This is a genomic window from Desulfocurvus sp. DL1XJH-121 (assembly GCF_054819825.1).
In genome coordinates this window covers 106443-119045 of the sequence record NZ_JBTVWW010000003.1, presented here as the reverse complement: position 1 = coordinate 119045, position 12603 = coordinate 106443, and the positions used below count along the sequence as shown (strand labels likewise).

Sequence of the window (12603 nt, the reverse complement as noted above, 5' to 3'; positions counted from 1 at the left end):
GGCCCTTTTTCGTGTCCGTTGCTCCATTTGCCTTTGCGGGGCTTCGTGCTAGCTTCCGGCCCATGCGAAACGACTTCACCCACGGCGGGCGGATAGGCGCGCTGGCCGGGCGCGCCGGGTGCGCGCCCGGGGACATCCTGGACTTCTCCGCCAACATCAATCCCCTGGGCCCGCCCTCGTGGCTGCGGCCGCTCGTGGGGCGCGCGCTGGGCGGGCTGGCGCATTATCCCGAGCCCTATGCCGAGTCTCTGTGCGCGGCCGCGGCCGAACGCTTCGGCTGCGCGCCCGAAGAGGTCGTGGCGGGCAACGGGTCCACGGAATTGCTCTATGCTCTGCCCGGGGCCCTGGGGTTTTCCCGGGCCCTGATTCCCGTGCCTGCGTACACGGACTACCGCCGCGCCTGCGAGCTGGCGGGCGTGGCCGTGACGCCGCTGGCCCTGGACCCGCAGGCCGGGTTCGCCGTGGATTTCGCCGCCCTGGCCGAGGCGCTTGCGCCCGACGCCGGGCGCGGCTGGGCCGTGTTCCTGGCCCGACCCAACAACCCCACGGGCCGGGGCCTGGACGCCGCGTCCCTGCGCGAACTTGCCGCGCGTTTCCCCGAGGCCTGGTTCGTGGTGGACGAGGCCTTCGCGGATTTCGCGCCCTCCATGGAGCGCCTGGCGGGCCGGCGCCCGGCCAACGTGGTGGTCCTCTATTCCCTGACCAAGTTCTATGCCGTGCCCGGCCTGCGCCTGGGGCTGTGCTTCGCCGCGCCGCACGCGGCCGCCGCCATCGCCGGGCGCATCCCGCCCTGGTCCGTGAACGGCCTGGCCCAGGCCGTGGGCGAGCGCGCCCTGGCGGACGAGGAATACCGGGAGCGCAGCGTCGAGGCCTGCGCCGGGCTGCGCGCCGGGCTCGTTTCGGCCCTGTCCGCGCTGTCCGGGATCACGGTCCTCCCCGGGGAGGCCAACTTCCTGCTCCTGCGTCTGGCCGACGGCGGGCCCACGGCCCCGGAGCTGGCCGAAAAGCTCCTCCTGGCCTCGCGTGTGGCCGTGCGCGACTGCGGGTCCTTCGAGGGCCTGTCGCCCCGGGGCCGCTGGATACGCGTGGCCGTGCGCACGGCCGGGGAGAACGCGGCCCTGGCGGACGCCCTGGCCCGGGCTTTGGGTGCGCCCGCGCGCGCCAAGGCCCCCCGGCGCACCCCGGCCATCATGGTCCAGGGCTGCTCGTCCAACGCGGGCAAGAGCGTGCTCGCGGCGGCCCTGTGCCGCATCCTGCTCCAGGACGGATACCGCCCCGCGCCCTTCAAGGCCCAGAACATGTCGCTGAACTCCTTCGTGACCTTGGACGGCGGCGAGATGGGCCGGGCCCAGGCGACCCAGGCCCAGGCCTGCCGCCTGGACCCGGACGTGCGCATGAATCCGGTGCTCCTGAAGCCCAGTTCGGACACGGGCTCCCAGGTCGTCGTCATGGGCAGGCCCGTGGGCAACATGCGCGTGAAGGACTACGTGCGCTACAAGCCCGAGGCCTTCGCCCGGGCCCGGGCCGCCTACGACTCCCTGGCCTCGGAGCACGACGCCATGGTCCTGGAAGGCGCGGGCAGCCCGGCGGAGATCAATCTCAAACGCCACGACATCGTGAACATGGCCATGGCCCGCCACGCCGGGGCCGCCGTGCTCCTGGCCGGGGACATCGACCGGGGCGGGGTCTTCGCCTCCTTCGTGGGCACCATGGACCTCCTGGAGGAATGGGAGCGGGCCCTGGTGCGCGGGTTCGTGGTCAACAATTTCCGGGGCGACGCGTCCCTGCTGGATGAGGCCCTGGTGCTGACCCGGGACTACACGGGCGTGCCCTTCGCCGGGGTGGTGCGCCACCTGCCGGACCTGGGCCTGCCCGAGGAGGACTCCGTGTCCTTCAAGAGCGGGGTCCTGGACATGGCCCCGTCCCCGGAGCGGGTGGCGGAGGTCGCGGTGCTGGACCTGCCGCACCTCTCCAATTTCACGGACCTGGACGCCCTGGCGGCCGAGCCCGACGTGCTACTGCGCGTGGTGCGCCGTGGCGACGCCCTGGGAGCGCCCGGGGCCCTGATCCTGCCGGGCAGCAAGAACGCGCCCGGGGACATGCGCGCCCTGGCCGAGAGCGGCCGCGACCGGGAGATCGCGGCCCTGGCCGCCTCGGGACAAACGGAGATCGTGGGCCTGTGCGGAGGGTTCCAGATGCTCGGCCAAAGCATCGCCGATCCCCTGGGCCTGGAGTCCGAGGGCGAATGCCTGGGGCTGGGGCTGCTGCCCCTGGCGACCGAATTGGCCCGGGACAAGACCCTCACGCGCTCATTGGCCGTGCATCGGGAGTCCGGCCTGTCCGTCGCCGGCTACGAAATCCACCACGGCCGCACCGAGGCCCGGGACGCGGGGCTTCGGCCCTCGATCGTTCGCGAGGACGGCGAGGCCCTGGGCTATGCGCGGGACGACGGCATGGTCTGGGGCAGCTACCTGCACGGGGTGTTCGACGCCGACGCCTTCCGGCGTTGGTTCGTGGACCGGCTGCGGGTGCGCGCCGGGCATCCGCCCCTGGGCCGCCCGGCCACGGTCTACGACCTGGAGCCCGCCCTGGACCGTCTGGCCCTGGCCGTGCGTCACAATCTGGACATGGAACTGATGTACGGTCTTTTGCGGGCCTGACGGACGGCCCGGAACGATCGTCAACAGTCGACATCCGGAAGGTTGCGGATGTGCAACGGCTGTACAGTCAGGACGCGGAAGGGATAATTCGTGCATTTGCTTTAGTGAAAAAACTCACAATAAAAGTTGAATCGGCGGGAAAATAAATTTGCAGTGGATCGTTTAAAGCCTTGATATTCTCAGTTGTTGCTGGTTCTTAAGTGCAAAAGCAGTATAATTATCGACGCGCCGACACTTTCAGAATCCCCTGAGAGTGAAGGCTTTTTTCATTTTTGCCGTAGGAAAGACGTTGATTCCGGTTCTGCATTGCGATATGCAGTGCCCATACATTCTGACATTGGAGGAATATGATGGATGAATATCTGAAGGAAGCACTTGAGATAGTCAGGGCGCAGGCCAGCGTGCGCACCATGACCGAGGAAGAGATCATTTCCATGGTGCAGAAACTGGCCAAGGGCATCGCCGGCATCAGCGACGAGAGCGACGACGCCGTCGAAGCCCTGGAGCCCGCCGTGGATCCCAAGAAGGCCATCCGCGAAAAGAGCATCATCTGCCTGGAGTGCGGCAAGAGCTTCAAGGTGCTGACCAAGCGCCACCTGGCCGCCCACGGGCTGACCCCCGCCGAATACAAGGACAAGTGGGGCTACACCAAGAAGACCTCCCTGGTCTGCAAGGGCCTGGCCCGCGAGCGCCGCAAGAAGATGGCGGAGATGAAGCTCTGGGAGCGCCGCGGCAAGAAGAAGTAGTTCTTCTCAACTGCTTTCGCTGCTTTGGGCCCCACCCGTCTCCGGGTGGGGCCTTTTTTATGCCTCAGGCCCGGGCCGTGACCAGGATCAGGTCCCTGCCGCTGCCGGGCCAGGCGGCGTGGAATTCCGCCCGCTCGAAGCCCGCGTCCAGGAGCAGTTCCGCAAGCTCCCGGCGGGAGTAGGCCCGCATGGTGCTGCAATACGCCCGGGGGCGCGTCCCCCCGGATTGCAGAATCACGTATCGCTGCACCGAGGTCCGCCGGGCCGAGAACCAGTGGTTGCGCACTAGGCAGAGGTACGGCTCGTCGCTGAACAGGCCGCCCGCGCAGGCCTGCCAGGATTCGCCCCGCCCGCTGCGCGCCACGGCCCCGTAGGTGTGGACCTCCAGGGCCACGGTTCCTCCCGGGGCCAGGGCGGCGCGTATCCGCTGCAGCAGTCCGGCCGCGTCCCGGGGCGGGAAGACGTTGAACTCACCATAGAGCATCAGCGCCAGGTCGTGGGGGCCGCCGAGGTCCGCGCGCAGCACGTCGCCCAGCAGGAACTCCCGGCCCGGCCCGGCGTGGTTGCGCCGGGCGTGCTCCACGGACGCCGGGCCGAAGTCCAGGCCCAGGTAGCCGTGCCCCAGCTCCGCGAACCAGGGGGCGTAAAGTCCCGGGCCGCAACACAGGTCCAGGACCCGGGCGCCGCGCCCGCGCAGCGCTGCCTGGTCCAGCCAGTCTACCTGGGCCCGGATGGCCGCCGTGGGCCTGCTGGCCAGGGGCGTGTTCTGGTCCAGGTGCACCGCAAGCATGCGGCGGCTGAAGTCCGGGTCGTTCCAGGGTATCTTGTAGGCCCCGGCCCACAAGGCGTCGGGGTCGGGGATATGGTTGATGGTCTCGATGTCCGGATGATGCGGCATTGCCGTGTCCTCGCGTGGTCTGCGGGTCAATGGATAAGCGGGGCCCGCGCGAGGCGGCCCCGTGATTCGGAGGGGACGTATGGTCGGCCGGACCCGGCCGTGGCGATGCTAGTACATGGCGTCCCCTGTCTAGCCCGCCGCGCGCGGCATGTAAAGGGCCTCCCCGCGCATTGCCTTTGCGGCCCGGGGGTTCTATGAATCGGCTTTCGCGGGTCAACCGGAGAGGAATCATGCAGGCCAGGATACGGGACGCCGTGGCCGCCGACGCCGCGGCCATCAGGGACATCTACAACCACGAGGTGGCGCGCACCACCGTCACCTGGAACGAGACCCCGGTGGACGAGGCGGGGCGCGCCGCCTGGATCGCCGCGCGCCAGGGGGCCGGGCATCCTGTGCTGGTGGCCGAGGGGCCGGACGGCGAGGTGCTGGGCTACGCCACCTACGAGGAATTCCGGGCCTTCGACGGCTACCGGCGCACGGTGGAGCATTCCGTGTACGTGCGCGAGGATTGCCGGGGCCGGGGCCTGGGGTCGGCCCTGCTCGCGGAGCTCATCGGACGCGCCCGGGGCCTGGGGCTGCACGTCATGGTGGCTGCCGTGTCCGCGGACAACCAGGGTTCCGTGCGCCTGCACGAGCGCCTGGGGTTCACGCAGGTTGGGCTGATGCCCGAGGTGGGCGTGAAGTTCGGCCGCTGGCTGGACCTGGTGCTGCTGCAGCTCGTCCTGGACCCGGGCGGGGCCCCGCGCTAGGCGCATGAAAAAGGGCGGCCCAAAAGGGACCGCCCCGTGATTTCGTTCGCTTTCCGTCTACTTCAGCTCGGCGGCGGCCTTTTCCACCGAGGCCTTGAAGGCCTCGCGCTCGGCCTTGATGCGCGCTTCCAGGTCCTTGTCCGAGAGGGCCAGGATCTGGGCGGCCAGCCAGGCGGCGTTCCTGGCCCCGGCCTTGTCCAGGGACACGGTGCCCACGGGGAAGCCCGGGGGCATCTGCAGGGTGGCCAGCAGCGCGTCCATGCCGCCCAGGGACGAGGCCGTCACCGGGATGCCGATGACCGGGCGCACGGTGCGCGCGGCCACGGCCCCGGCCAGATGCGCGGCCATGCCCGCCGCGCAGATGAAGACTTGGCAGCCCTCGGCCTCCAGCTCGTCCACCAGCCTGGCCGTGCGCTCGGGGGTGCGGTGGGCGCTGGAAACGGTGAACACGTGGTCGATGCCCAGCTTGTGCAGCAGATCGCTGCACGGGCGCACCGTGGGTTCGTCCGACGCGCTGCCCATGAAAATGGCTACCTTGCTCATGCCTAGCTCCTTGCCAGCCCCTTGTCGCCGATGTCGCGGCGGAAATAGCTGCTTTCGAAATGGATCAGGTTCACGGCCTCGTAGGCCTTCTTCTTGGCCCCGGCCAGGTCCGCGCCCCGGGCCGTGACGCCCAGCACCCGCCCTCCGGAGCTGAGTATCTTGCCGTCCGCGGCCTTGGTGCCCGCCTGGAAGACCTTGACCCCGGGCAGGGCGTCGGCCGCCTCCAGCCCGGTGATCTCCATGCCCTTGGGGTAGGACTTGGGATAGCCCTCGGCGGCCATGACCACGCACACGCTGGTCTCGTCGCTCCAGGTCACGTCCGCCTGGTCGAGGCTGCCCTCCACGCAGGCCGTCATGATGGCGGCCAGGTCCGAGTCCAGGCGCATCAGCAGCGGCTGGCATTCGGGATCGCCGAAGCGCACGTTGTATTCCAGGACCATGGGGCCGTCCGCCGTATACATCAGGCCCGCGTAGAGCACGCCCACGAAGGGGTTCCCCTTGGCGGCCATGAAGTCCACGATGGGCCGGATGACCATCTCGGCGGTCCGCTCGTAGTCCGCCTTGGGCAGGATGGGGGCCGGGGTGTAGGCGCCCATGCCGCCGGTGTTGGGGCCCTTGTCGCCCTCGTAGATGGCCTTGTGGTCCTGGGACGAGGGCATCACGCGGATGGTCTTGCCGTCGGAGAAGGCCAGGAACGAGGCCTCCTCGCCCCTCAGCGCATCCTCCACCACCACGCGTTCCCCGGCCGCGCCGAAGATCTGCCTGACCATCATCTCGTCCAGGGCCGCGAGGGCCTCCTCGCGGGTGGCGGCCACCACCACGCCCTTGCCCGCGGCCAGGCCGTCGGCCTTGACCACGCAGGGCATGGGGCGCGCCAGGATGTGGGCCTTGGCGTCCTCGTAGTCGTCGAAGACCTCGAAGTCCGCCGTGGGCACCCCGGCGGCGCGCATGACCATCTTGGCGAAGGCCTTGGAGCCTTCGAGCTGTGCGGCGTAGGCGCCCGGGCCGAAGCAGGCGATGTTCTCGCGGTCCAGGACCTCCTTCAGGCCCAGCACCAGGGGCAGCTCCGGTCCCGTGACCACCAGGTCCACGGCCTGCTCCCTGGCGAAGGCGGCCAGGGCGGGCAGGTCGTCGTCCATGATGTCCACGTTTTCGCCCACCTGGGCGGTGCCGCCGTTGCCCGGGGCGATGAACAGCTTGTCCACCTCGGGGCTCTGGGACAGCTTCCAGGCCAGGGCGTGTTCCCTGCCGCCGGAACCGACGATGAGTATGCGCAAAGCGTCCTCCTTGCATGAGCGGCCCTGTGGCCGCGGGGTAGTCTCGGGTGCGGGCGTGGCGCGCGGCGGCGGGCCGTGTCGGCCGCGCCTGGATCCGCCCGGCGAACGGGCGGATCAGTGGGGTTTTCCTATCGTATCGGGGGGAGGAAGGCAAATGGCGCGGGCCCCGGCAAAAGCCGGGAGCAAGGCCGCAGCAAGGCCTCAGGGCACGAGGCCCCGGAAGAACATGTCCGTGAGCTCGTCGGCGTTCCGCTCCAGGGAAAAGTGGTCGGGCGCGGCTATCGCGTGGCGGATCAGGCCCGTGCAATGGGCCATCATGGAGCGGGCCACGAGTTCGGGGTCCAGGCCCGGGCGCAGGTCCCCGCATTCGATGGCCCGGCGGATCAGGGGAATGGCCGCGTTCACGTATTTCTCCACCAGTTCGCGTTCGCGCCGGGCGATGGGCGCGGCGTCCGGGGAGTGTTCCACCTTGAGGAACACGATCTCGAACACGCGGCGCAAGCGCTCGTCCGAATGGAAGGCGCGGAGCATGGCCAGATGCTTTCGCCGCAGCTTGGCCAGGGGCGGGTCGTCTCCGGCCTCGGCCTGTTCGATGACGGCCTCCATGGGCTCCATGATCCTGTCCACCAGGGACAGGAACACGTCCACCTTGCTGGCGAAATGCCAGTAGAAGGCCCCCTTGGTGACTCCGGCCCGCAGGGAGATGCCCGCCAGGGTGGTCCGGGAGTAGCCCTTTTCCAGGAACAACTCCAACGCGGCCTCCTGGACGGCCTGCCGGGTCTGTTCCGCTTCCTGCTTGGTGCGTCTGGCCATGGGTCAGCCTCCCTGCCCGTCGAAGCGCACGCGGTAGAAGAGGGCGTAGAGCACGGGCACCACCACCAGGGTCAGCACCGTGGCGAAGGTCAGGCCGGCCATGATGGTCACGGCCATGCCCACGAAGAACGCGTCGGGCACCAGGGGGATCATGCCCAGGATGGTGGTCAGGGCGGCCATGCACACCGGGCGCACGCGGGACACGGCCGATTCCGTGATGGCTAGGTGCGGCTCCTTGCCCTCGCGCCGTTCGGCGTCGATCTGGTCCAGGAGCACGATGGCGTTCTTGATGAGCATGCCCGAGAGGCTCAGGAACCCGAGGATGGCCATGAAGCCCATGGGCAGGCCCGTGGCCAGCAGCCCCGCGCTGACGCCGATGAGGGCCAGGGGCAGGCAGGCGAAGATGATGACCGGCTGCCTGATGGCGTTGAAGAGCATCACCGTGATCACGAACATGGCCGTGAAGTACACGGGCAGCGAGGCCATGATGGGGGCCAGGGCCTCCTGGCTGCTCTCGTGGTCCCCGCCCCAGTCGAGCTCGTAGCCCGGGGGCAGGGGGATGGCCTCGATGGGCCCCCGGATGCGGCGCAGCAGGGCGTCGGCCGTGCCGCTCACCGGGTCGCACTGGGCCGTGATCGTGCGCTTGCGGTGGCGGTGCTGGATGGCGGGGTATTCGTATTCCACCCGGGTCCTGGGGGCCACCTGGCGCAGGGGCACGGCGTGGATATGCACGTCCTGGAGCTGCCCGGCGTCGCTGCGTTCCTCTCGGGGCGCGCGCAGCACGATGGGCAGGAGATCGTCGCCTTCGCGGTACACGCCCACGCTCAGCCCGGAGAAGGAGGCCGCGATGGCCCGGGCCACGTCGGGCCGGGTCAGGCCGGTGCGCCGCGCCTGGACCTCGGAGAACTCGGAGCGCGCCACCTTGACCATCTGCCGCCAGTCGTTGCGCACGAAATGGGCCCCGGGGTCGGCGCTCATCACGTCCTCGGCGCGCCGGGCCAGGGAGCGCAGCACGGCCGGGTCCGGGCCGCTGAAGCGGGCTTCGATCATGGCCTTGTCCGGCGGGCCGAACACGAAGCGCTTCACGCGCGGCTCGGCCTCGGGGAAGTTCTCGTCCAGCCAGCGCTGGAGCCCGGGGACGATGGCGTCGATGGCCTCGTGGTCGTGCACCGTGACCAGGAGCTGGCCGTAGGCGTCCTTGGGCGTCTCGGGGTCGTAGGTCAGCATGAAGCGCAGGGCGCCCTGGCCCACCAGGGTGGCCACGCTGTCCACCTCGGGCATGTCCAGGATGTGGCGCTCAATGCGCTTCATGTCCGCGGACGTGGCCCGGATGTGGCTGCCCTCGGGTCGCCAGAAATCCACGTAGAACTGCGGGCGGGTGGTGTCCGGGAACAGGTTCTGGGGGATGCCCGTGAAGCCCCAGAAGGCCAGGCCCAGGATCAGGCCCAGGGCGGCGATGGTGCGCAGGCGGCGGCGCAGGCACCAGAGGAGCAGGCCGCGGTAGATCCTGAACACGGGATGGCCGTACGGGTCCTTGCCCTGGGTCTTGGCGCTGGGGCGCAGGAAGTCGTGGCATAAGAGCGGGGTTACGGTCACGGCCTGCAGCCAGCTCACGGACAGGGAGATGAGCAGCACCTGGAACAGGGAGCGGCAGAACTCGCCCGTGGCGTCCTGGGAGGTGCCGATGGGCGCGAAGGCCAGCACCGCCACCACCGTGGCCCCGAGGAGCGGCCAGGCCGTGGCCGCCACGGTGCTGGTGGCGGCTTCGCGGCGGGCCGCGCCGCGCTGGAGCTTGATGAGGATGCCCTCGGTGACCACGATGGCGTTGTCCACCAGCATGCCCAGGGCCAGGATCAGGGCGCCCAGGGAAACCCGCTGCAGGGTGATGTCGGCCAGGGCCATGAACACGAAGGTCACGGCCACGGTCTGCAAGAGGCCCACGCCGATGATCAGGCCCGAGCGCAGGCCCATGGTCAACAGCAGCACGCCGATGACGATGGCCAGGGCCTCGGCCAGGTTCAGGAGAAAGCCGTTGACCGCCTTCTGCACGGTCTCGCCCTGGAAGGAGACCGCGTCCAGTTCCATGCCCACGGGGGTTTGCCCTTCGAGTTCGGCCAGGCGCGCGCGCACGGCGCGGCCCATGTCCACCACGTTGCCCCCGGGCACGGTGGAGATGCCCAGGCCCACGGCGGGCTTGCCGTTGAAGCGCATGATGCTGTCCGGCGGGTCCTCTTCGCCGCGCGCCACCCGTGCGATGTCGCCCAGGCGGATCATGCGGCCGTCCGCCCCGGCCACCAGCAGGGACGAGAGGTCGTCCACGGATTCGAACAGCCCCGAGGGCGCGATGCGCAGATACTCGTCGCCCACGCGCACCCGGCCCGCGTCCGTGACCAGGTTGCGGGCGTTGAGGGTGGCGGCCACCTGGGCCATGCTCACGCCGAGGCGCGCCATGCGCGCCCGGGACAGCTCCACGAACACGGCCTCGTCCGGGTCGCCCCAGAGGCTGACCTTGGCCACCCCGGGCACCAGGAGCAGCTCGCGCTTGAGGAGCTCCGCGTGGTCCGCCAGCTCCTTGCGCGTGTAGCCCTGGCCCGTGATGGCGAAGAACACGCCGTACACGTCCCCGAAATCGTCCTTGACCACGGGCGGCCCGGCCCCGGAGGGCAGGGTCAGGGCCGCGTCGCCGACCTTGCGCCGCAGTTCGTCCCAGACCTGGGGCATGGCCCGGGTGTCGTATTTGTCCTTGATCTCAACCCAGAGGATGGAGGAGCCAGCCCGGGACTCCGAGCGCACCACCTTGAGCTGGGCCAGCTGCTGCACGGCCTTTTCCAGCTTGCAGGTGACCTCCTCCTCCACCTCGGCGGGGGAGGCCCCGGCATAGGAGGTCAGCACCAGGGCGGTCTTGAGGGTGTAGTCCGGGTCTTCCAGGCGGCCCAGGTCGAAAAAGGCCGCGAAACCGGCCACAAAGGTCAGCACCGTGAGCACCAGGAACACGGTGCGCTTGCAGATGGCGATGCCCGCGAGGTTCATGTCAGCGCTCCCGGCCCAGGGGGCGCACCTTCTGGCCTTCGCGCAGGTAGTGCACCCCGGCGCTGACGATGGCCTCCCCCGGGTTCAGGGGGCCGCTGACCTCGATGGTCTCGCGGCCGAGTTTGCCGGGCTCCACGGCCACGCGGTGCACCTCGCCCGTGGCCGGGTCGAAGCGCCAGACGTGGGCCTGGCCCGCGTCGTCGGCGAACAGGGCGGACACGGGGATGCGCAGGCCCGGGTTCGCATCCCCGGCGGCGGCCAGCTCCACCTCGGCGGTCATGCCCGGCAGCAGGGCCGGGTGCTTGTCCGCGTCCAGGGCCAGGGTCACGGCGTAGGTCCGGGTGGAGGCGTCGGCCCGGGCCGCCATTTCCGTGACCGTCAGGCCCAGGGCCGGGCCGGGGAAGGCCTCGAAACGGGCCGTGGCCCGGCCGCCTTCGCGCACCCTGGCGATGTCCGCCTCGGGCACGTCGATGACCACCTCCAAATGTTCGGTGTCCTGGAAGCTGGCCACGGGCTGCTGGGCCTGCACGGTCTGGTGGTCCTCCACGGCGAGGGCGGCCACGGTGCCCGCGAAGGGTGCGCGCAGGTCCGCGTAGTCCAGGTTGTTGCGGGCCTGGGCCAGCTGGGCCGTGGTGCTCCCCACGGCGGCCCTGGCCTGGTCGCGGGCGGACAGGGCGTTGTCCAGGGAGGCCTTGGCCACCAGGGCCTGGGCGTACAGGGAGCGGGTGCGCTCAAGGTTCAACTCGGCCTCGGACAGGGCCGCGCGCGCGCCGGACAGGGCCGCCTCCAGGGAGGACACGGCCTGCTGGAAGTCGGAGCGGTCCAAAAGGGCCACGCGTTCGCCCCTGGCCAGGCGCTGGCCCTCGCGCACGGGCAGGGACTCGATCTGCCCGGGCACGCGGAAGGCCAGGTCCACCCGGCGCTGGGCCTGCACGGTGCCGGGCAGGCTGCGGCCCGCTCCCGCGCCCCCTTGCAGGGTGAACAGCTTCACCGGCCGCACGGCCTCGGGGGCCGCGGCGCGCTTTTCGCGATCCTGGCCCCGGCCCAGGGCCAGGGCCGCGCCCAATGCCAGGGCGCAGGCAAGGAAGATCAGGGCCTTGGGACTCAGGCGCGGGGGCATGGCGTTTCCTCTTCGGGCCGCAAGGGCGGTTGGGTTTTACATACCTTCGGGATGTTTAATGGCGTACCGTGGGTATGTTTGTCAAGGGGGATGGGGTTATTGGTGGGCGTTGAGGGGGAATCGGGGGAAGGGGAATGGGTGACGTGAAGGCGGGGTGAGGGGGGCAAATATCGTGTGCGGCGGGCGGGGCTATTTTGTCGTGGCGCAAAACCAATTGTGCCCTCTCGCCCGCCCACCGCGTTCCCTCGCGGGTAGGGCGTTGGTTTGTCGGGAATGAGGGAAGAGGTGACGCGGCCGCGCCCCGGGCGGGTACGGGGGGCTTCGCTTCGAGGGTTACCACCCAGGTCGCTGCGCCCCCCGCACCCGCAGGGGGCGCTCGGGCGAATGCAGTAGTGCGGACCCGGGAGGGTAGCGCCCCTCGTGTCGCGGCACAGGTAGTGCCGCCCCGTCGCACGATCCCGGCTTCGCTTCGCTGATTACCATCACAGCCGCTTCGCCGGGCAGCGCGCCGGGGCTCGGGGAGTCCCGGAGGGCGGGGCGCAAGTAGCGCTGCGGTCCGGGCTGAGAATCATAGCATGGATCATGCGGAGAGATTTGGAGTCCCTGATGGCGCGGCACGAGTGATGCGGCAATCCATGGAAAAGAACCCTCGCGTCGGGCAATGTCCACGGATACCGGCCCTCATCCGCTCAACGTCCAAGCTCATCAGCCGACTTCAGCGGCGCACATCCATACCCACCCCGAAAATCGGGACCGTAAAGCGAATT

General features: G+C 69.8%; 9 protein-coding genes. 3 read left to right on the top strand and 6 right to left on the bottom strand.

Annotated features, from left to right (window positions below):
• Positions 1–62: 62 nt before the first annotated feature.
• Both ACYYG1_RS03445 and ACYYG1_RS03440 read left to right on the top strand, forming a co-directional pair.
• A complete protein-coding gene (locus tag ACYYG1_RS03445) occupies positions 63–2660 on the top strand; it encodes a cobyric acid synthase (protein WP_461208878.1) in 2598 nt (865 codons plus the stop codon).
• A gap of 350 nt (positions 2661–3010) precedes the next feature.
• A complete protein-coding gene (locus ACYYG1_RS03440; RefSeq protein WP_461208973.1) occupies positions 3011–3406 on the top strand; it encodes a Ros/MucR family transcriptional regulator in 396 nt (131 codons plus the stop codon).
• Positions 3407–3470: 64 nt separating this feature from the next.
• Here the strand turns inward: ACYYG1_RS03440 and ACYYG1_RS03435 are convergent, their stop codons facing one another.
• Positions 3471–4304, bottom strand: coding sequence for a class I SAM-dependent methyltransferase (locus tag ACYYG1_RS03435; protein WP_461208877.1), 834 nt, complete (start codon positions 4302–4304; stop codon positions 3471–3473).
• A 230-nt stretch (positions 4305–4534) separates the two neighbouring features.
• Between ACYYG1_RS03435 and ACYYG1_RS03430 the strand changes: the two genes are divergently transcribed.
• Positions 4535–5053: a GNAT family N-acetyltransferase gene (locus tag ACYYG1_RS03430; RefSeq protein ID WP_461208876.1), complete on the top strand. Its 519-nt coding sequence runs from the start codon at positions 4535–4537 to the stop codon at positions 5051–5053.
• A gap of 57 nt (positions 5054–5110) precedes the next feature.
• Here ACYYG1_RS03430 and purE read toward each other — a convergent pair whose 3' ends face one another.
• From purE to ACYYG1_RS03405, 5 genes are all read right to left on the bottom strand, one after another.
• The gene (gene purE, locus ACYYG1_RS03425; protein ID WP_461208875.1) at positions 5111–5596 is read right to left on the bottom strand and encodes a 5-(carboxyamino)imidazole ribonucleotide mutase; all 486 of its coding nucleotides are present in this window, start codon (positions 5594–5596) and stop codon (positions 5111–5113) included.
• 2 nt (positions 5597–5598) lie between these two features.
• Positions 5599–6873, bottom strand: a complete 1275-nt coding sequence (purD, locus tag ACYYG1_RS03420) for a phosphoribosylamine--glycine ligase (protein ID WP_461208874.1) — start codon at positions 6871–6873, stop codon at positions 5599–5601.
• A 201-nt stretch (positions 6874–7074) separates the two neighbouring features.
• A complete protein-coding gene (locus tag ACYYG1_RS03415) occupies positions 7075–7686 on the bottom strand; it encodes a TetR family transcriptional regulator (protein ID WP_461208873.1) in 612 nt (203 codons plus the stop codon).
• A gap of 3 nt (positions 7687–7689) precedes the next feature.
• Positions 7690–10716, bottom strand: coding sequence for an efflux RND transporter permease subunit (locus ACYYG1_RS03410; protein ID WP_461208872.1), 3027 nt, complete (start codon positions 10714–10716; stop codon positions 7690–7692).
• 1 nt (position 10717) lies between these two features.
• A complete protein-coding gene (locus ACYYG1_RS03405; RefSeq protein WP_461208871.1) occupies positions 10718–11836 on the bottom strand; it encodes an efflux RND transporter periplasmic adaptor subunit in 1119 nt (372 codons plus the stop codon).
• Positions 11837–12603: the final 767 nt, after the last annotated feature.

Bases quoted from the DNA above. Each gene is read 5' to 3' on its own strand.
- ACYYG1_RS03445 (WP_461208878.1), top strand. From the start codon at position 63: ATGCGAAACGACTTCACCCACGGCGGGCGGATAGGCGCGCTGGCCGGG.
- ACYYG1_RS03440 (WP_461208973.1), top strand. From the start codon at position 3,011: ATGGATGAATATCTGAAGGAAGCACTTGAGATAGTCAGGGCGCAGGCC.
- ACYYG1_RS03435 (WP_461208877.1), bottom strand. From the start codon at position 4,304: ATGCCGCATCATCCGGACATCGAGACCATCAACCATATCCCCGACCCC.
- ACYYG1_RS03430 (WP_461208876.1), top strand. From the start codon at position 4,535: ATGCAGGCCAGGATACGGGACGCCGTGGCCGCCGACGCCGCGGCCATC.
- purE (WP_461208875.1), bottom strand. From the start codon at position 5,596: ATGAGCAAGGTAGCCATTTTCATGGGCAGCGCGTCGGACGAACCCACG.
- ACYYG1_RS03415 (WP_461208873.1), bottom strand. From the start codon at position 7,686: ATGGCCAGACGCACCAAGCAGGAAGCGGAACAGACCCGGCAGGCCGTC.
- ACYYG1_RS03410 (WP_461208872.1), bottom strand. From the start codon at position 10,716: ATGAACCTCGCGGGCATCGCCATCTGCAAGCGCACCGTGTTCCTGGTG.
- ACYYG1_RS03405 (WP_461208871.1), bottom strand. From the start codon at position 11,836: ATGCCCCCGCGCCTGAGTCCCAAGGCCCTGATCTTCCTTGCCTGCGCC.